Origin of the sequence: Sulfitobacter sp. 1A12157, assembly GCF_043557345.1 — a bacterium.
GTDB lineage: Bacteria > Pseudomonadota > Alphaproteobacteria > Rhodobacterales > Rhodobacteraceae > Sulfitobacter.
This window is the reverse complement of the sequence record NZ_JBIFFV010000006.1, coordinates 93772-112449: the sequence shown is the minus strand read 5'-3', so window position 1 is coordinate 112449 and position 18678 is coordinate 93772. Positions and strand designations below refer to the sequence as shown.

The 18678-nt window shown below is 64.7% G+C and carries 23 protein-coding genes; 7 read left to right on the top strand and 16 right to left on the bottom strand.

The features are described from left to right. Positions 1-9: 9 nt before the first annotated feature. From flhB to flgB, 8 genes are read right to left on the bottom strand one after another with little or no spacing between them, the layout of a single operon-like run. Positions 10-1128: a flagellar biosynthesis protein FlhB gene (gene flhB, locus ACGYLC_RS11965; RefSeq protein WP_394399155.1), complete on the bottom strand. Its 1119-nt coding sequence runs from the start codon at positions 1126-1128 to the stop codon at positions 10-12. 3 nt (positions 1129-1131) lie between these two features. Then, positions 1132-1887 carry a flagellar biosynthetic protein FliR gene (locus ACGYLC_RS11960; RefSeq protein WP_067261040.1) on the bottom strand — a complete coding sequence of 252 codons (756 nt, stop codon included), beginning with the start codon at positions 1885-1887 and terminating at the stop codon, positions 1132-1134. Between the two features lie 2 nt (positions 1888-1889). Next, positions 1890-3974, bottom strand: a complete 2085-nt coding sequence (flhA, locus tag ACGYLC_RS11955) for a flagellar biosynthesis protein FlhA (protein ID WP_394423109.1) — start codon at positions 3972-3974, stop codon at positions 1890-1892. Beyond that, a complete protein-coding gene (locus ACGYLC_RS11950) occupies positions 3971-4804 on the bottom strand; it encodes a lytic transglycosylase domain-containing protein (RefSeq protein ID WP_394423108.1) in 834 nt (277 codons plus the stop codon). Before ACGYLC_RS11950 ends, flhA begins: the two co-directional genes overlap by 4 nt. Beyond that, positions 4801-5070, bottom strand: a complete 270-nt coding sequence (gene fliQ / locus ACGYLC_RS11945) for a flagellar biosynthesis protein FliQ (protein WP_067261035.1) — start codon at positions 5068-5070, stop codon at positions 4801-4803. Before fliQ ends, ACGYLC_RS11950 begins: the two co-directional genes overlap by 4 nt. Positions 5071-5073: 3 nt before the next feature. After that, positions 5074-5406, bottom strand: a complete 333-nt coding sequence (locus tag ACGYLC_RS11940) for a flagellar hook-basal body complex protein FliE (RefSeq protein WP_067261033.1) — start codon at positions 5404-5406, stop codon at positions 5074-5076. 12 nt (positions 5407-5418) lie between these two features. Then, positions 5419-5829, bottom strand: a complete 411-nt coding sequence (gene flgC / locus ACGYLC_RS11935) for a flagellar basal body rod protein FlgC (RefSeq protein WP_067261031.1) — start codon at positions 5827-5829, stop codon at positions 5419-5421. Positions 5830-5838: 9 nt separating this feature from the next. After that, positions 5839-6243 carry a flagellar basal body rod protein FlgB gene (gene flgB / locus ACGYLC_RS11930; protein WP_394423107.1) on the bottom strand — a complete coding sequence of 135 codons (405 nt, stop codon included), beginning with the start codon at positions 6241-6243 and terminating at the stop codon, positions 5839-5841. Between the two features lie 70 nt (positions 6244-6313). Here flgB and ACGYLC_RS11925 point away from each other — a divergent pair, with 70 nt between their 5' ends. Beyond that, complete coding sequence (locus ACGYLC_RS11925; RefSeq protein ID WP_394423106.1) at positions 6314-7654, top strand: FliI/YscN family ATPase; 1341 nt, start codon at positions 6314-6316, stop codon at positions 7652-7654. Positions 7655-7815: 161 nt separating this feature from the next. Here the strand turns inward: ACGYLC_RS11925 and ACGYLC_RS11920 are convergent, their stop codons facing one another. The 6 genes from ACGYLC_RS11920 to ACGYLC_RS11895 form a co-directional block, all read right to left on the bottom strand. After that, positions 7816-8964, bottom strand: a complete 1149-nt coding sequence (locus ACGYLC_RS11920) for a lytic murein transglycosylase (RefSeq protein WP_394423105.1) — start codon at positions 8962-8964, stop codon at positions 7816-7818. Positions 8965-9083: 119 nt separating this feature from the next. Continuing rightward, positions 9084-9548, bottom strand: coding sequence for a CreA family protein (locus ACGYLC_RS11915; protein ID WP_394399140.1), 465 nt, complete (start codon positions 9546-9548; stop codon positions 9084-9086). Between the two features lie 53 nt (positions 9549-9601). Further along, complete coding sequence (locus ACGYLC_RS11910; protein WP_394423104.1) at positions 9602-11326, bottom strand: SulP family inorganic anion transporter; 1725 nt, start codon at positions 11324-11326, stop codon at positions 9602-9604. Between the two features lie 50 nt (positions 11327-11376). After that, positions 11377-12294: an MBL fold metallo-hydrolase gene (locus ACGYLC_RS11905; RefSeq protein WP_394423103.1), complete on the bottom strand. Its 918-nt coding sequence runs from the start codon at positions 12292-12294 to the stop codon at positions 11377-11379. Further along, positions 12294-12734, bottom strand: coding sequence for a DUF6691 family protein (locus ACGYLC_RS11900; protein ID WP_394423102.1), 441 nt, complete (start codon positions 12732-12734; stop codon positions 12294-12296). Before ACGYLC_RS11900 ends, ACGYLC_RS11905 begins: the two co-directional genes overlap by 1 nt. Before the next feature lies 1 nt (position 12735). Continuing rightward, positions 12736-13170 carry a YeeE/YedE family protein gene (locus tag ACGYLC_RS11895; protein ID WP_394423101.1) on the bottom strand — a complete coding sequence of 145 codons (435 nt, stop codon included), beginning with the start codon at positions 13168-13170 and terminating at the stop codon, positions 12736-12738. A gap of 92 nt (positions 13171-13262) precedes the next feature. On the opposite strand from ACGYLC_RS11895, the gene ACGYLC_RS11890 reads away from it, so the two are divergent. Beyond that, the gene (locus tag ACGYLC_RS11890; protein WP_394399131.1) at positions 13263-13568 is read left to right on the top strand and encodes an ArsR/SmtB family transcription factor; all 306 of its coding nucleotides are present in this window, start codon (positions 13263-13265) and stop codon (positions 13566-13568) included. A 27-nt stretch (positions 13569-13595) separates the two neighbouring features. Here the strand turns inward: ACGYLC_RS11890 and ACGYLC_RS11885 are convergent, their stop codons facing one another. Further along, the gene (locus ACGYLC_RS11885; protein WP_394423100.1) at positions 13596-14054 is read right to left on the bottom strand and encodes a beta-lactamase hydrolase domain-containing protein; all 459 of its coding nucleotides are present in this window, start codon (positions 14052-14054) and stop codon (positions 13596-13598) included. 279 nt (positions 14055-14333) lie between these two features. Here ACGYLC_RS11885 and ACGYLC_RS11880 point away from each other — a divergent pair, with 279 nt between their 5' ends. The 5 genes from ACGYLC_RS11880 to ACGYLC_RS11860 are packed head-to-tail and all read left to right on the top strand — an operon-like array spanning position 14334 to position 17199. Beyond that, positions 14334-14786, top strand: a complete 453-nt coding sequence (locus tag ACGYLC_RS11880; RefSeq protein WP_394423099.1) for a hypothetical protein — start codon at positions 14334-14336, stop codon at positions 14784-14786. Continuing rightward, positions 14786-15472 carry a MotA/TolQ/ExbB proton channel family protein gene (locus tag ACGYLC_RS11875; protein WP_394399125.1) on the top strand — a complete coding sequence of 229 codons (687 nt, stop codon included), beginning with the start codon at positions 14786-14788 and terminating at the stop codon, positions 15470-15472. Before ACGYLC_RS11880 ends, ACGYLC_RS11875 begins: the two co-directional genes overlap by 1 nt. Next, positions 15465-15842 (top strand): biopolymer transporter ExbD, encoded by a 378-nt coding sequence (locus tag ACGYLC_RS11870; RefSeq protein WP_394423098.1) that lies wholly within the window; start codon positions 15465-15467, stop codon positions 15840-15842. Before ACGYLC_RS11875 ends, ACGYLC_RS11870 begins: the two co-directional genes overlap by 8 nt. A gap of 2 nt (positions 15843-15844) precedes the next feature. Further along, on the top strand, positions 15845-16234 hold the full coding sequence (locus tag ACGYLC_RS11865; RefSeq protein ID WP_271692015.1) for a biopolymer transporter ExbD: 390 nt from the start codon (positions 15845-15847) through the stop codon (positions 16232-16234). Then, a complete protein-coding gene (locus tag ACGYLC_RS11860; RefSeq protein WP_394423097.1) occupies positions 16231-17199 on the top strand; it encodes a TonB family protein in 969 nt (322 codons plus the stop codon). The genes ACGYLC_RS11865 and ACGYLC_RS11860 overlap by 4 nt, the downstream gene beginning before the upstream one ends. Positions 17200-17215: 16 nt before the next feature. Here the strand turns inward: ACGYLC_RS11860 and ACGYLC_RS11855 are convergent, their stop codons facing one another. Continuing rightward, entirely contained in the window at positions 17216-18550 is a 1335-nt protein-coding gene (locus ACGYLC_RS11855; protein WP_394423096.1) for an aspartate aminotransferase family protein, read from the bottom strand. Positions 18551-18678: the final 128 nt, after the last annotated feature.

The following is an 18678-nucleotide window of genomic DNA, read 5'->3' as shown; positions in this document are numbered from 1 at the left end:
AAGCGCGCCTCACTCCTCGCGGATCGACGACCCGGCGGGGGGCTTGCGGCGCACGTTGCGGCGCAGGTCCATGACAAAGCCGATGATCTCGGCCACGGCTTGCCAGTGTTCCATCGGGATGCGGTCGTCGACCTCCACCGCCGCGTGCAGCGCACGGGCCAGCGGGCGGTTCTCGATCATCGGAATGTCGTGTTCCTTGGCCAACTCGCGGATGCGGTGGGCCATGACATCGGCCCCTTTGGCCACGCAGACCGGCACATCATCGACCCCCTGTTCATATTTCAGCGCCACGGCGTAATGGGTCGGGTTGGTCAGGATCACGCTGGCGTTGGGAATGGCCTGCGCGATGCGCTGGCGGGCGCGGGCGCGGCGCAATTCGGCGCGGCGGCCCTTGATCTGCGGATCGCCCTCGCTGTCCTTATGCTCGTCGCGGATTTCCTTGAGGCTCATCATCTGTTTCTTTTTCCACTGCGCCCGCTTCCAGATGATGTCGGCGATGGCGATGGGCACCAAAAGCACGGTGGTGACCAGAAAAATCCAGCGCACCTTTTGCAGGGTCGCTTGCAGCAGCGTCTCTGGGATGAAAGCCCGCGTCTGGCCCAGCGACTGCGCGATGTCGCGCACGGCCCAGACGGTGATGAAACCGATCACCAGCACCTTGGCGGTGTTCTTGGCGAATTCGACGAAAGCCTCGGCCGAGAACAGCCGCTTGAACCCCGACAGCGGGTTCAGCTTGGAGAACTTGGGCTTGATCCGCTCGGCCGAGACGACGGTCTCGCCTTGGATCAAAACGCCGAAGAGGGCTGCCAGCACCATGATCCCCACCACCGGCATCATCGCCAGCCCCAGCGTGAAGCCTAGCGATTTCAGCACCTGGCCCGCTTCGGCCACGCCGGTGCCGCCGGTGCCGATGGCGGTCACACCCGCCCCCAAAAGGGGGCTTTGCAGCGCCGCCACGATACCGTCGATCGAGGCGGGAAGCACGAAGATCAGGATCATCAGCAGGGCAAAGACCAGCATCGCGGTGCCGGTCTCGCGCGATTGCGGCACGTCGCCTTTCTTGCGCGCGTCGCGGAGCTTTTTCTCCGTCGGCTCTTCGGTCTTACTGCTCTTGTCCTCTTCCGACATGGGCTAGAATCCGTAGGTGGTGAGCCAATTCGCGAAAGGCTCAAGAAACCCGCGCATCATGGTCGGAACCGCCAGCACCATCAAGGCCAGCCCGGCGGCGATCAGCAAGGGCTGGGCGATAAAGAAGACCTGAAGGCTCGCCATCATGCGGTTGGCCAGACCCATGCCGACGTTCAGCACCAGACCGGCGACATAGAAGGGCGCTGCGATGGACAGGCCAAGGTAGAGGCTCACCTGCGTCGCCCGCGCGAATTGGTCGGTCAGATCGGCCAGCATGAAGGTGCCCGGCACGAAGACCTGATAGGACATGAGCAGCGATTCAATGATGAGGTGGTGCAGATCGGTGATGAATATCAGCGCCGTGGCCCCGATCAACAGCATCGCCGCCATAGAGGTCGCCCCCTCGAACGCGCCGATGTTCGGGGCCAAAGCATTCGCCAGCCCCGACATCAGGGCCATCTGATAGCCCGCAAATTGCAGCGCCGAAAGCAGCGTGCGCGCCACCAGCCCAATCCAGAGGCCCACGGTGATCTCCGAGCCAAAGATCAACAACAGGGCACCGGGGCGGTCTTCGGCCACGGGGCCAAGGCCGGTCACGGGATATAGCGCGGCGCTAAGGATCAGGCCAAAGAACAACCGATGCCGCATCGGCACCGAAGTCTCCCCGAACCCCGGCATGAATACAAGCGCGCTGCCGATCCGGGCGAAAACGACGAAATACCCCATCAGGGCATCGGTCAGGAGGGCCGAAAGGTCCATCCCTAGCCCCCGATGGTGGCGACGGTCCGCAGGGATACCTTGCGATGGATCTCGGCGTTGGAGATCACGGGCGTCATCGGGCTGACCCGTTCCAGCATGGAGCGCACATAGGACCGCGCCTCGGGGTTGACCATCAGCGCAGGCCAACTGTCTTCCGAGGCGAAGCGCTGGATCTGCTGGCGCGCTTGCAGCACGAATTCCTGCACCCGTTTGGGCGACATGACAAAGGTGCGATCCTCGCCCACGATCTTGACCGCCTCGATGAACTCCGCCTCCCATGAGGGCGACAGGGTGATGACCGGCACGAAGCCCTGCCCATCGGCCAGCCCTTGGCAAATCTGGCTCGACAGGCGGCGGCGCACATTCTCCAGCACCAGCGCGGGCTTGGAGGTCTGGCGCGTGGCCTCGGCCATCGCCTCGACGATCAGCGGCAGGTTGCGGATCGAGACGCGTTCAAGCAGCAGTTCCTGCAAGACCTGCTGCACCAGAATGGCGGGGGAGGGGACGGGCAGGTCGTTGACCAGCTTTTGATAGTTCCGGTCCAACCCCTCAATCGCCTCTTTCGCCGACCCATAGGTGAGCAGCTCGGACATGTTCTCTTTGACCACTTCAGTCAGATGCGTGGTGATCACGCTTTCCGGGTCCACCACGGTATAGCCCTGCGCCTCGGCCTGATCGGCGACCTTGCTGTCGACCCAAAGCGCGTCGAGGCCGAAGGTCGGCTCGCGCGTGGCCTCGCCCGGCAGTTGCAGCGGCGCGCCTTCGGGGTTGATCACCATCATCTGATTGGCGCGGATGTCACCCTTGGCCACATCGACGCCGTGGATTTGGAAGGCGTAGCTGTTGATCGGCAGGCTCACGTCATCCTTGATCCGCACCGAGGGCATGGGAAAGCCGAATTCCTCGGCGAAATGTTTGCGCAGGGATTTGATCTTGCTCGGCAAGACCGCGTCGGGGCGGTTGGCCAACGCCACCAGCCCTTCGCCCAGCACCAGCCGCAGCTCATCCAGATGCATCGGGTTGCTGTCGACCTCTGGCATGTCCTGCTGTTTCTGCGCCTCGGCGTCGGCCTTTGCCTTGGCCTCTGCCGCCTCTGCCGCGCCGCGCTGGATGACCACGCCCAAACCCACCATGGCCGCGGCCAAAAGGGCAAAGACCAGCAGCGGAAAGCCGGGCAAAAGGCCGATGCCGAAGAGCAGCAGCGCCGCCATGTAAAGCGCCTTGGGGAAGTTCGAAAGCTGATCGAAGACCGCCTCATTGGCCGCCCCCCGCGTGCCGCCCTTGGTCACGATCAGACCGGCGGCGAGCGAGACGACAAGCGCCGGAATTTGGCTGACCAGCCCGTCGCCAATGGTCAGCGAGGTAAAGACGTTAAAGGCATCGCCCACGCCCATGCCACGCTGCACGACACCGATCAGGATGCCGCCGATCACGTTGATCAGCGTGATGATCAGCCCCGCCACCGCATCTCCGCGCACGAATTTCGAGGCACCGTCCATGGCCCCGAAAAAGGCGCTTTCGTCCTCAAGCTCCTTGCGGCGGCGGCGGGCCTCGTCTTCTTCGATCAGCCCCGCGCCCATATCGGCGTCGATCGCCATCTGCTTGCCCGGCATCGCATCCAGCGAGAACCGCGCGGCGACCTCGGCGATGCGGGTCGAGCCCTTGGTAATCACGACGAAATTGATGATCACGAGGATGGCAAAGATCACCACGCCGATGACGAAATTGCCCGCCACAATGAACTTGGAGAACCCTTGAATCACATCCCCCGCCGCATGCATTCCCGCATGGCCTTCGCTGAGGATCAGCCGGGTCGAGGCCACGTTGAGCGACAGTCTTAGCATGGTGGTGACCAGCAGCAGCGTCGGGAAAGAGTTGAACTGCAAGGGGGACGGAATCCAAAGCGCCACCATGAAGATCAGCACCGAGAGCGAGAGCGACAGCGCCAGCCCGAAGTCCAGCAGGATCGGCGGCAGCGGCAGGAACAGCACCGCCAGCACCAACGCCATGCCGACGGCAAAGCTCACGTCCTTATTGGCGCCAAACATGCTCAGTTGTGGCAAGAGGGTGTTGGGTTTCGTGCTCATCCCGCATCCTCCGCCCGGACGGTGGTGAACTGCGGCAGAACCGGCTGCATCTCATGGGCCGAATAAAGCGAACGCCGCGCGTTCGCCGCCCCGCCGATCTGCGCGCCCCATGTGGCCTTGGCCGCCAGCCTGTCATAACTGGTCGACGTGTTGCGGGCCGTCTTGCGCGGACGCGCGGGAACGGGGCTGGCGCTGGCCAGCGCCTGAAACTCCGGCAGCCGCGCATTGGCGGCGGAAATGTTCTTTTGCAGCCGGTCGAGGTAGGTGTCGCGGTATTCCGGCTCAAAGGAGTGGTACGACCCCGCCGCCTGTAGCCAACTGCCCGTGCGCCGGTGCAAGCGCTTGAGGAAACGCGCCGCGTAGTCGACGTTTACCCGTGGATCGAACCCCTGGACGGGGCTGTCGAAAGCATCCGGGTGCCAGCGCATGTTGATCTGCATACAGCCCACGTCGATCGAGCGGATGCCGCTTGCCTGACGCTCTGCAATCCAATCCAGCGCGGCAGTGCGGCTGTCGAACAGCCGCCCTTCGCCCGCGGCATTGACCGCATAGGGCCAGACGGTGAAATGCCCGTTGCGGCGGGTGCCCGCCTCTTGCAGGCCGATGGCCAGCAGCAGATTGTCGGGGATGCCATGCCGGGTTTGGGCGGCAAGGATCTCGCGGATGCAGACGCCTTCAGGCCCGCCCTTGGTGGCCAGCCTCCGCGCAGTCTTGGTCACCGCGTTTTTCTGTGACGGCTCATAGAAAGACCCCCAGCCCTGCGCGAGAGTGGGGGAGGCGAGCGCGGCACCCAGAAGGGCCGCCGCCGCGATATGCCGCCAGCCCCTCATAGCCCACCGTTCTGCACGAGGTCGAAAATCGTGTCCGACAGGTTCTTCAGCGTCGCATACATGAAGGGCGTCGCCGCCAGCAGGGTGACAAAGATCATCACGATCTTGGGCACGAAGGTCAGCGTCATTTCCTGAATCTGCGTGAGCGCTTGAAAGAACGCGATCACCAGACCAATCGCCAGCGCCACCCCCAACACCGGACCCGAGGCCAGAAGCACGGCCCAGACGGTAGCAGAGATGATGTCATAGGTCTGGGTTTCGGTCATGGCCTAGATCGGCATCCGCAGAATTTCCTGATAGGCTTCGACAAAGCGGTCGCGCACAGAGACGGCCACTTTGACGGTGGATTCCATCGCCAGCATGGCTTCGACAACCTGCTGGGTATCCGCCTCACCGCGCAGCCCGGCTTGGGCCACGGCTTCGCCCTCGCGCACCGTTTCCAGCGCGCTTTCCGAGGCTTGCTGCACCATATTGGTGAAACTATTGGCGCTGGCACCGGCCTCTTCGGCGATGGCTTCACCCTTTTGCGCCGTCAGCGATTGCGAGGTGCGATAGGCACCACGGACCGCGGCGGTCGAGATCAGGGAGGCGGGATCGCTCATCTCAGGTCAGCCTCACTTCAGCAGGTCGAGCATCTGACCGCGCATCCGGCGGCCCGACTCGAACATGTTCATATTGGCCTCATAGTTGCGCGAGGCTTCGCGCATATTGGCCATCTCGATGATCGGATCGACATTGGGGCGTTTGACATAGCCGGTTTCATCCGCCGCCGGATGCGCCGGGTCATAATCGCGGCGAAAGGGAGATTGGTCGCGCCCGATACGGTCGACCTCCACCAAAGAGCCGCCGCCATTGCGGTCGATCAACTCCGAGAAACTGATGGTCTTGCGGCGAAATGGATCGGCGCCGGGCGTGGTGCCCGTTGAATCGGCATTGGCCACGTTTTCCGAGATCACCCGCAAACGCGCGGTCTGCGCGGTCATCCCGCTGGCGGCGATCTTGGCGATGGACTGAAGCGGATCCATGGGCTTTCCTTACCTGTTTCCGGTGACGGCCATGGTCAGCATGTCATAGCTTTTGCGGTAAAGCTGTGCGGCCAACCTGTAATGATCGCCAATCTCGGCGGCCTTCACGGCCTGTTCTTCGAGGTTCACGGTATTGCCATCCAACGTGGTGCCCTTGGCGTGGCCATCCGTCACCTCGCGCACGCCGGGCGTGCCATGGGCGACGCCGGTGAAGTGTTTGTCATGGGTGGTCACCAGCCCGGTATCGCGCGACAACTCGCCGCTGAGCATCGTTTCAAAGGACGACACGTCGCGCGCCTTGTAATTCGGGGTCGAGGCATTGGCGACGTTTTCCGACACGACCTTTTGCCGGGTCGAGAGCCACTGCATCCGGTCTGACGCCAGTCCAAGAATAGAAAGATTAGACAAGTTCATTTTTTTGCCTATAGCCTGTTTAATCCTTGTATAGTAAATATTGCCCCGCGCTCCTAGAGGAAATTTATCCATGCAGACACTCTTTTCCGAGCTGACCAGTTTCGCCCGCGAGGCAGGCGAGGCCGAGATCACCGGCGAAGTGCGCGCGATCACCGGCATCACGCTGACCGCCGTGGGGTTGGAGCGGGTCTTGGGCATCGGCGAGCGTTGTATCGTGCATGGCTCCGACGGGCCGGTCCAAGCCGAGGTGGTGGGGCTGGGCAGCCACGGTACGGAATTGCTTCCCTTCGGCTCATGGCGCGGGGTCGCGGCGGGCGACCGGGTCGAGGTCGCGATTGGCCGCGATGTGATCCGCCCCGATGAAAGCTGGAAGGGCCGGGTGATCAGCGCGTCGGCCACACCGCTCGACGGGAAAGGGCATCTGCCCGAGGGCAACGAGCCCCGCCCGCTGCGCGCCGCCCCGCCCGGCGCCTTCGACCGCAAGCGCATCGGGCCGAAACTGGCGACCCATGTGCGCGCGCTCGATGTTTTCACCCCGCTTTGTCAGGGCCAGCGCTTGGGCATTTTCGCAGGCTCCGGCGTCGGGAAATCGACGCTTATGGCCATGCTGGCACGCTATACGGAGTGCGATGTGGTCGTCATGGCACTGGTTGGCGAACGCGGGCGCGAGGTGCAGGATTTCATCGCCTCCGACCTCGGCCCCGAGGGGATGGAGAAGGCGGTACTCGTCGTCGCCACGGGCGATGAGCCACCGCTGACCCGCCGCCAAGCCGCTTGGACCGCCATGGCCGTGGCCGAACATTTCCGCGATCAGGGCCAACATGTGCTGCTCTTGATGGACAGCGTCACCCGCTTCGCCATGGCGCAGCGTGAAATCGGCCTCGCCTCGCGCGAACCGCCCACCGCCAAGGGCTATCCGCCGACGGTTTTTTCGGAGCTTCCCCAGATGCTGGAACGCGCCGGGCCGGGGCCGGTTGGCAAGGGCGACATCACCGCGATTTTCACCGTTTTGGTGGATGGCGACGACATGAACGATCCCATCGCCGACGCGGTGCGCGGGATCACTGATGGGCATATCGTGCTCGACCGAAAGATCGCCGAAAAGGGCCGCTACCCGGCGATTGACCTGCTGGCGAGCGTCTCTCGAACGTTGCCGGATTGCCACAGTGATGTGGAATATACGCTCCTCACCGCCGCCCATAAGGCGCTGGCGGCCCATGCGGATATGGAGGAATTGATCCGTATCGGGGCCTACCGCGCGGGCAGCAACCCCGAGCTTGACCGCGCCATCGCCTTTGCCGGACCTTGCGAAACCTTCCTCAGCCAGCGCAAGGCTGAACACACCCCGCCACAATCCTCTTTCGCCGAGGTGGCGGGGATGCTCGACAGCGCAGGCATCAGCCCGGGCTAGACCTTACCGCAGATTGACCTTCTCGGGTCGCCCGGTCGCAGGCCGGGCAGCGCCGACCCGCCCCCCTGGGGCGGCGCTGCCCTCCGTGGTATAAAAACGTTGCCCCGATTGCCTCGCCGCCCGCCCCAGCGTGGAGGGTGGGAAGGACCGAGCTACGTCGCCTACTGCAACCGGCGCAGCAACTCGACCGAAGGTTCACCCGTCGCGGGCAGGCCCACGCTGGCCTGATAGGCGCTGATCGCCTTGCGGCTGTTCGGCCCGATCACCCCATCCGCGCCATCGGTATCGAATCCCCGCGCGGTGAGCCGTTGCTGTAACGCGATGCGGTCGTCCTTGGTCAGCCCATTGGCGTCGGGCGGGAAACTGCCGCGCAGCGGCCCGCCGCCCGCGATCCGATCCGCCAGATGGCCCACGCCAATCGCATAGCTGTCGGAGTTGTTGTAGCGTTTCAACGCGCGGAAGTTGCTGGTCACCACGAACTGCGGCCCGCCCGCCTGCGGCTGGATCACCGACCCCGCGCTGGCGGGGAGGCTGCCCAGCTCGCCGCCCCATTTCACGCCCCGCGTCCAGCCGTTGCGCGACAGATATGCGGCGGTAGAGGCCAGCGCATCGCTGGGGTCTTCCGACCAGATATCGCGCCGCCCATCGCCGGTGAAATCCACCGCGAAGACTTGGTAAGAGGTGGGGATGAACTGCGTATGTCCCATGGCCCCGGCCCAAGAGCCGGTCAGCCGGTCGGCCGTGATGTCACCGTTTTGCAGGATCTTCAGCGCGGCGATCAACTGTTTTTCAAAGAACGCCCCGCGCCGCCCGTCATAGGCCAATGTCGAGGTGGCCGAGACGACAGGCACATTGCCGCGCCGCTCGCCAAAGAAGCTCTCCAAGCCCCAGACCGCCGCGACGATCTCTGCGGCCACGCCGTAGCGGCTCTCAATCGCGTTCAATGTGCTGCGGTGCCGGGCAAAGGCCGCGCGCCCCTTCGACACCCGCTCGTCCGAGGCGGCGATGGCGAGGTAATCTTCCAAGCTGCGGCTGAATTCCGTCTGGTTGCGGTCGCGCTTGACCACGCCGGGCAGATAGCCCGCGCCGCGAAATCCTTGGGCCAAGGTGCTGGCCGAAATTCCCTGTGCAGAGGCGCGGCTTTTGAAGGCCGCGACCCATGCGTCATAGCCCGCGTTGGGCACGGGGCGCAGATCGTCCGGCACCCCCGCCGCCGCCGCGGGGCCAAGCGCGCCGCCCCCGGTCGAACAGGCCGAGGTCAGCCCCAATGCGGCAAGGCCGAATGCGAATGTTCTGCGTGAATGTCTCATAAAACCTGCCTGTCGCTGCGATGTTGCCTTTCCGCGCAGCATATCGCAGGCAGGAAGCCCGACAAGGCGGGATCGCGCTGATGGCAAGGCTTTGCCTAAGCGATCTTCGGCTTTTGGCTCTACTGGCCGGGCTGGTACAAAGGCACCGTCGACATGGAGGTCTTGGCCGAGCCGTCCTGCACCTGCTGGCTGTGGCTGATGTAGATCAGCGTATTGTTCGCTTCGTCGAAAATACGCTTGACCTTCAAAGTCTTGAAGATGATCGAGCGACGCTCGCTAAAGACGTTTTCGCCCTCGTCGCCACGGTCGATATCGCCGATCTCAATCGGGCCGGTCTGGCGGCAGGAGATCGAAGAGTTTGACGGATCTTCGAACCAATTGCCCTTTTGCAACCGGTCAATCAGCCCGCGTTCGAAATAGGCGAGATGGCAGGTCACGCCCTTCACCTTGGGGTCGGCCACGGCTTCGACGATGATGTCATTGCCCAGCCAATCCACATCCACCTTGCCCACCTCCTCGGCAGTGGCGGCGGTGGCGAAAATACTGGCGGAGAGGGCGGCGGCGCGGGCAAATGTCTTGTTCATGGCAGGCCAACGCGCAGCGGGCGGCGCGGTTCCTGAAAATTCGCACGGTGGCCTCACCGCCGGGATTTGGCCAGCGCGCAGGCCGCCTCATGCTGGCTGAGAAAGACCTCGCCGGTCAGTTCATCCAGAAAATGACTGCGCTTCAGCCGGTCCATCACCGGGCCTTTGACCTCGCTCAGGTGCAGGCGGATATCGGCGTCCTTCAGCCGCGTGTTGATCGCCTCGAGCGACTCCAGCGCTGAAAGGTCGATCTCGTTCACCGCCGGGAACATCAGCGCCACATCCGTAAGCTCCGGCTTGTCGGCGGCATATTGGGCCAGTTGATCCTCCAAAAACCGTGCGTTGGGGAAATAGAGGCTCTCGTCAACCCGCAGGCTCAGAACATGGGGCTGGGTCTCGACCTCGTGGCGCAGCACGTTGCGGAAATGCTCGGTCCCCGGCACCCGGCCCACCACGGCCATATGCGGGCGCGAGGTCTTGTAAAGATGCACGAGGATCGAGGTCACGACCCCCGCGCTGACCCCAGCCTCGACGCCGAAGATCAGCGTCAGCAGGATCGTCACGCTGACGGCGGCGAAATCGGCGTGGCTGAAGACCCATGCGCGTTTCAGGATCGAGAAATCCACGAGGCTCAGCACCGCGACAATGATCGTGGCGGCCAGCGTGGCCTTGGGCAGGTAGTGGATGAGCGGCGTCAGGAACAGCGCCGCCAGCGCCAGCCCGACCGCGGTGAAGGCGCCCGCGGCGGGGGTCTCGGCGCCCGCGTCGAAATTCACCACCGAGCGGGAGAACCCCCCGGTGACCGGAAAACCCCCGGTAAAGGCCGCGCCAAGGTTGGCGCCGCCAAGGCCGATCAACTCCTGATCCGGGTCAATCCTCTGGCGTTTCTTCGCGGCCAGGGTCTGGGCGACGCTGATGCTCTCGACAAAGCCGATGACCGAGATCAGCAGTGCCGGGACAAGAAGCTGCGACAGTAGGTGGGGGGAGAAGGAGGGCAGGGTGAGCGGCGGCAGGCTTTGGGGCACCTCGCCTACGATGGCCACGCCGCGCGCGCCGAGATCAAAGGCCCAGACCGCCACTGTCGTCGCCACGATCGCCAGCACCGGCCCGGTCTTGGCGCCGATATCCGCCATACGCGGCCCCAGCCCCAAACGCCGCAGCAGCGGCTTCAACCCGCCCCGCACCCAGAACAGGAAGGCGGTCGCGGCCAGCCCCAGCCCGAGGGTGATGGCATTGACCTCCCCCAGATGCGCCCAGAGGCTGGATAGGATCTGCGGCAGGGTATGGCCCTCCGCCTCAATCCCCAGAATATGCCGCAACTGGCTGGCGGCAATCAGGATGCCAGAGGCGGTGATGAACCCCGCGATCACCGGATGCGACAGGAAATTCGCCAGAAACCCGAGCCGCAGCAGCCCGAGCACCAGAAGCATCGCGCCCGACAGGAAGGCCAGCGTCAGCGCCGCCGTGACATAGCCCGCCGTGCCGCTCTGCGCGATCTCGCCCACCGCCGCCGCCGTCATCAGTGAGACCACGGCCACCGGCCCCACCGCGAGCGCGCGGCTGGTGCCGAAGATGGCGTAGAGCACGATGGGCGCGATGGAGGCATAGATCCCGGCCTCGGGCGGCATGCCCGCCAAGAGCGCATAGGCCAGCGATTGCGGGATCAGCATGATCGTGACGATCACCGCCGCGATCATATCCCCGGTGAACTGGCCGCGGTCATAGCGCCGCCCCCAGTCGAGGATCGGCAGATAATGCGAAAGCGAAGGAAGGGTCATGGGCGGCGATCCGTCAGCTAGGGGCGGCCCCAAGGGGCCACCCGGTTGGCTCAGTCGAAACGGTTCACGGGCAGTTTCAGGTAGTGATGGCCGTCATCCTCCGCCGGGGGCAGCCGCCCGCCGCGCAGGTTGATCTGCAATGCGGCGAGGATGCGGTTGGGCAGCGACAGGGTCGCGTCCCGTTTCTGACGGCGCTCGATATAATCCTCGCGCTTGGTGCCATCTTTGACATGGATGTTATGGGCGCGGTGTTCGTCCACCGTGGCCTCCCACTGCGGCTCATCGCGGCCATCGGTGCCGTAGTCATGGCCGATGTAAAGTCGCGTGTCGCCGGGCAGAGCGAGGATGTCTTGGATCGAGTCCCACAACTCCTCGGTCGTGCCGCCGGGGAAATCCGACCGCGAGGTGCCGGCATCGGGCTGCATCAGCGTGTCATGCACAAAAGCCGCATCGCCGCAGACGTAAGTGATCGACCCCAGCGTATGCCCGGGCGACAGCATCACCTTGGCGTCCAACTCGCCGATCTTGAAGGTCTCGCCTTCCTGAAACAGGCGATCAAAATCGCGGTCGGGGTCGAAGGCGTTGGGCAGGTTGTAAAGATCGGCCCAAATCTTGGCGATCTCAGGCACCAGCGCGCCGATGGCATTGGGCGCGCCCGTCCGCTCTTTCAACTGGGCCGAGGCCATGACGTGATCCGCATGCGGGTGGGTGTCGAGTACCCATTCCACGCTCAGACTGTTCTCCTTTACGAGGTCCAGCACCTGATCCATGCTTTCCGTGGTGAACTTGTAGTTCTTCGGGTCGAAGTTCCACACCACGTCGATCAGCGCGGCCTTCTTCGTCGCCGGATCGGCGCAGATGTACTGGATCGAACCGGTGTCGGGTTCATAGATGCCCCAGACATCGGGGCTGCCTGCCCCTGTCGAAGGGGAGTGGCGCACGACGGGTGAATTGAGAGGGTCGCTCATCAGGCTGGTCCTTTCTTGGTTTTAGAGGTCAAATCAGGGCTGTGCCGGGCGATCCACATGCCGCCCAGCATGAAGGGGACAAAGATCAAAGTGCCGCTGGCCGCGATGGGCAGGGCGGTCAATGCCGGGCCGGGGCAAAAGCCGCCCAAGCCCCAGCCGATGCCGAAAATCGCGGCGCCGGTCAGCAGTTTCGGCTCAAGATCATTGCGGGTGGGCAGGCGGAATTTGCGATCGAAATAGGGGGTCTGACGGCTGCGGAACAGCCATGCGAACCCCGGTGCCGTCACCGCGATGGCGCCGCCCATGACAAAGGCAAGGCTGGGATCCCATGTGCCGAAAACGTCAAGGAAGTTCAGCACTTTGGCCGGGTCGGCCATGCCGGAAACGATCAGGCCGATGCCGAACAAGAGGCCGGAGAGGAGGGCGAAGAGCTGTTTCACGTCACCCTCCGATCACATGGCGCATGACAAAGACGGTCACGACTGCCGTCGCCATGAAAGTCACCGTCGCCACGATGGACCGCGCCGAGCCTCGGCTGATCCCGCAGACCCCGTGGCCCGAGGTGCAGCCATTGCCATAGGTCGCACCAAAGCCGACGAGCAACCCGGCCACGGCCATCAAGACGGGGTTCGAGGGCACCCATTGCTGCGGCCATCCGCCCGACACGAGCAACCAAAGCGGTGCCGCGAGCAAAAGCCCCAGTACGAAGAAAAACGACACGCCCCGCGCTTCGCTGTCGCTGTCGCGGGCGAATAGCCGTGAGGTTAGCCCGCTGATCCCTGCGATGCGCCCGTTCGTGGCCATCAGCAGCACCGCCGAGACCCCAATCATCGCGCCGCCGCCCAACGACAGCCATGGTGTGAATTCGGTTTCCATCTCTCTACTCCTTACGGCCCGCCAAGCGGCTGGCTTGTGTCAGACTGTAAAGTAGTATATATTACGCACTCATAATATTCAATGATGCTAATATGAAAAACACGGATGACTTTCTGGAGGGCGATATCGCCGGGGCTGCGGCGCTCATGACGATGCTTGCATCGGAGGCGCGGTTGCAGATCCTGTGCCGTCTGATCGGGGGGGAGCGCTCGGTGGGGGATTTGGCGCAGGCCTGCGGTCTGTCGCAATCCACCATGTCGCAGCAGTTGAAAAAGTTGAAAGATGCCGGTCTGGTCGACAGCCGCCGGGCGGGTCAGACGATCTTTTACCGCGTCAAGGGGCAGGAGGCCGTGGCCGTTCTGGAAACGCTGCACGGCCTTTACTGCACGCAAAAGTAAAATGCCCGGTAAAACCGGGCGTTTCTCTCAGGCTTTGCTATCCGCGTAGGATTTGACCAACTGGCCGATCTTCTCTTCGGTCAGGTCGATGCCGCGGGCCTTGCCCTCCTGCAAGGCCGTATCACCGTCCCAGCCCTTATCCGCCGCGAGCGCCATCAAGGTCATCGCCCCTGCACGTTTGCCCGAAGCGCAGTGCAGAAACACCGGCTGGGGCAGGTCGTCCAGTGACTTGCGGAATTCATCCACCGTCTCGGGGCCAAGGGTGTCTGGCGTGACCGGGTGGTGCAGGTAGTTCAACCCCAGTTTCTCGGCCACCAGCCGCTCCGCATCGGGGGACAGGCCGCCTTTCTCATCCGAGGCGCGGAAGTTCACCACCGTTTTCATGCCGGCGGAAGCTGCCTGCTCCAGCGCTTTGGCGTCCGGCGTGAACAGGGCCACGGTATGGGCAGGGTCGATGGTCGCGATCTTTTGGCTGTCGTCGGTCATTCTGGCCTCCTTCTCTGCGCGAATGCGGTCGTCTCGCATGTCGTGGTTTCAGCTTCCCAACACCAACCCGGAGCAACTGTTCCCTGCCTGTCAAATGGGCAGCACCACACCCATTTAATCCGAGTATTAAAGTCAGGATTGTCACCGCCGCCCGGTTTTGCTAGGCAGCAGGCAGAAATTCCGCTTGGCGCAAGAGGTGTTGCGACGATTCTGCCCTGCCGGGGCAGGCGCCCCAACGCTGCGCCGTGATCAAAGACAAACCCATCGGGAGCCACCCCCATGCCGCATTTTCGTTCCGCGTTCCTCGCGGCCCTGTCCCTGACCATCGCCCAAGGCGCCGCCGCCGAGACAACCGCCGCGACCCCGGCCAGCGCCGCGCCCGCGCCCACGCTCAAGGTCGAGCTCAATGCCGCCGACACCACAGAGGCCAATTGCAAGCTGACCTTCCTCATCACCAACGAGCTTTCCGCCCCGCTCGACAAGGCGGTCTATGAAACCGTGCTCTTCGACCGCGAAGGCACCGTGAACCGGCTGACGCTCTTCGATTTCGGCGAACTCCCCGTTGGCCGCCCGCGCGTGCGTCAATTCGTGGTGCCGCAAACCACCTGCGAGAACCTTGGCCGCATCCTCTTTAACGGCGCGCAAAGCTGTGAGGGCGCGGGGATCGAGGCGGGCACCTGCGAAAGCGCGCTCGCCCCGGCGACCCGGACCGAGATCGAGGTGCTGGGCTGATGGAACAACTCGATGAATTGCTGACCCCCCTGCGGGGCATTGCCGAAACCGGTGGCCCGGTGGTGGTGATCCTGATGGCCGTGGCCGTGCTGACCCTTGCGGTCGCCCTTTATAAGACATGGCAGTTCCGCGCTGCCGCCGTGGGCCGTCACCGGGCGCTCTCCGAAGCAGTCAACGCGTGGGAGCGCGGCGATGCCGCCGCCGCCCGTTCGGCGCTGGGCCGGTCGAAAAGCTACCTTGCCCCGGTGATCGAACTGGCCATGTCCGCGCCCGAGGCCGGTGCTTCGCGCTTGCAGGCCGAGGCCGAGATGCGTTTTGCCAAGCTTGAGCGCGGTTTCCGCCTGCTCGATTCCGTGGCGCAGCTTGCCCCGCTCTTGGGTCTCTTCGGCACGGTTCTGGGCATGATCGAAGCCTTCCGCGCCTTGCAGGATGCGGGCTCTCAAGTGGACCCGTCGATCCTCGCCGGTGGCATCTGGGTGGCGCTTCTGACCACGGCCGTGGGGCTTGTCGTGGCCATGCCGACCGCGCTGGTGCTCAGCTGGCTTGAGCAACGTATGGAGACTGAACGCGTCATCGCCGACAAGGCGATCCTGACCGTGCTGCACCCGGGCCAGAACGCGGCCTCTGCCGCTGCGCCCGCTGCCACCCCCTTTGCCGCCGCCGCGCCCCGGCCAGCCCATGGCTAGGCCACGCCGGCGGCGCAACCGCCTCTCCATGACCTCCCTGATCGACGTGATCTTCCTGCTGTTGTTGTTCTTCATGCTGACCTCGACCTTCTCAAAATTTGCCGAGATCGAATTGGCCGCAGCGACATCCCGGGCAGGGGCCGAGACGGGGGCGAAACCGTTTTTCCTGCAACTAACCACCGAGGGGCTGCGCCTTAACGGCGATGCGCTGGCGCTTGACGCGCTGACCGCCAGCCCCTTGGCCGAGGCCGAAGAGGGCACCCCGCTTTTGGTCTCGCTCGGGGCCGAGGTCGAGGCGCAGGCGCTGGCCGATCTGCTCATCGCGCTGCGCGCCTTGCCGGGGCTCAGCGTCTCGGTTCTGGAGGGCTGACCATGCGACCCATCGCCAAGGCCAAACCGCAACGCGAACCGACCATCGCGCTGATCAACATCGTCTTTCTGATGCTGGTCTTCTTTATGGTCGCAGGCACCCTGTCACAGCCGCTGGACTCCGATCTCAACCTCGTCGAAACCCGCGAGCTTGAGGGCCGCGCCCCGCCGAATGCGCTGGTGGTCCATGCCGATGGCCGCATGACCTACGCAGGCCAAGACCGCGCCAGCGTGGCCGATTTCATCGACGCGCTGCCCGAAGAAGAGCGCGACACCGTCCGGCTCCTCCCCGACCGCGCACTGCCCGCCCGCCGCCTTGTGGAACTGACCCGCGAGCTGCGCGGGGCAGGGGCCGCGCGCGTCATGCTTGTCACCGAAAGGGCGCTGCAATGATCCCCCGTTCCGGTCTCGCCAAAACACTGTCCATCGGCGTCGCGGCCAGCCTCGTCGTGGGGGTGTCGCAACTCGCCCAGATCGACGACAGCGCCAAGATCGCAGGCGGCGGCGCGCCCGCCGCAGCCCAGCTTGGCACGCGGTTCGAGGATATGGCCATCGGCACATTGGATGCCGAACCGGTCGAAGAAATCACCCCAACCCCCGCGCCCGAACCGCTTGAGACCGCAGAGGCGCTGCCGCCGACCCCCGCGCCGGAACCCACGCTCACCCCCACGCCTTCGGCCGTCGCAGAGCCGGTGCAGGCGGTGGAGGCTGAACCCATGCCCGTGGCCCCGCCCGCCGCCTCGCCGACAGAGACGCCGGTCTTGCCCGCCCTGACCCCGGTCGAAACCCCGCCCGAGACGACTGAGGCCACGCCAACCATCACGGCCGCGGCTCCGGTGCCGCCGGTCGAAACCCTCACCGCCGAGGCCGAGGATGACGCGCCGCGCCTGTCGCGGCGCCCACAGCGCCGCGATCCCGAACGCGCGGCCGAGGCGGCCAAAAAGGCCAAGCCCAAGCCGCAGCCGAAACCCAAGCCCAAGCAAACCACGCGTGGCAATGCAAAGCGCAACAATACCAAGGGCGCGCAGACCGCCAGCCGCGCGGGCAATGCCGCGCAATCGGGCGCGCAACAGCGTGCCGCGGCGCCTGCGGGGAATGCGGCAGCCAGCAACTATCCGGGCCAAGTCATGAGCCGCATCGCCCGCGTCGGCAAGCCGCGCGTCCGCTCCCGCGGGACGGCGACGATCGCCTTTTCCATCGGTGGGGGCGGGCAGTTGGCAGGGGTCCGCGTGGCCCGCAGCTCCGGGTCGGCGGCGCTGGATCAGGCGGCGCTTGGCATCATCCGACAGGCCGCCCCATTCCCGCGCCCGCCCGCCGGGGCGCGGCGCAACTTCTCGATCCAGATCAAAGGCCGATAACGGGCAGGCGGAGGGCTCAGCCCTCCGCGATCGCCCCATCGACTGCCGCGCCCAGCATCTCGACCGTCATCTCGATTTCCTCGGGCGGGGAGGTAAAGGCCGGGGCCAGCAGAACGTGATCCCCCGCCGTGCCATCGGCGCAGCCCTGCGAGGGGTAGCAGATCATCCCCGCCTCCATCGCGGTGCGTTGGATCTTGCCCGCAAGGTTGCGGCTGACGTCGAAGGGCGTCTTGCTCTCGCGCTCGGCCACCAGTTCGATCGACCAAAACAACCCGCGCCCGCGAATGTCTCCGACATGGGCGTGCTGGCCAAAGCGGTCGCGCAGCGCGGTTTCCAACTGCTGCCCCCGGGCGCGCACCGCACTCAGCAAATCGCGGCTCTCGACCTCTTGCAGCACCGCCAGCGCGCCCGCCGTGGCCACCGCATGGGACATATAGGTGTGCCCATTCCACAGGTTGCCGCTGCCCGCCATGATCGCCTCGATCACGCTTTGCCGCGCCATCACCGCCGCGATCGGCTGGTAGCCCGCGCCGAGCCCCTTGGCCATGGTGGTGATATCGGCGCAAATCCCTTCCTGCTCCAGCGCAAACAGGCTGCCGGTGCGCCCCATGCCGCACATCACCTCATCGGCGATGAGCAAGACGCCGTGGCGGTCGCAGATCTCGCGCACATGTCTGAAATACCCCTCGGGTGCGGGCTGCGAGCCGAGCGAGGCGCCGACCACCGGCTCGGCCACGAAGGCGGCGACCGTCTCCAGCCCCAGCTCGACGATCCGCGCTTCCAGTTGATCCGCCAAGCGCCGCGCGAAATCCGCCGTGCTCTCGCCCGCGCGTTGCAGCCGGTAGGCATAGGCGGCGTCGATATGTTCCACCTCCATCAACATCGGGGCGAAGGGCTTGCGGCGCCCGGCATGGCCGCCCACCGCCAGCGCGCCCAGTGTGTTGCCGTGATAGCTCGGGGCGCGGGCGATGATCTTGGCGCGCGCCGTGTCGCCGCGCTCCAGATGGTACTGCCGCGCCAGCTTCAGCGCCGCCTCCATCGCTTCGGACCCGCTGCCCAGATACATGACCCGGCCTTCGCCCGTACCCTCAGGCGCGCGGGCGATCAGATGGTCGGCCAGCGCCTCTGCCGGGGCGTTGGTGAAAAGGCCAGTATGGGCAAAGGCAAGCTTGTCCATCTGCGCGGCAACGGCGGCGCGCACGGCGGCATTGTCATGCCCAAGGCTCGACACAGCCGCGCCGCCACAGGCGTCCAGATAGCGCTTCCCTTTGTCATCAATGAGGAAATTTCCTTCGCCGCGGACGATCACAGGTTGCGTGGCGCGCAGGTTACGGTGCAATACATGGCTCATCGTAGAATCCGATCCTTGGGGTCGACCCTATTTACCGCTTCGCCTGCTGACTGCCACATTAATCAGCACAAGGCGCCTATTCGGAAAAGCTTGGGCTGACCTAGGGTCAGGAGAAGCTTGACAGGTAA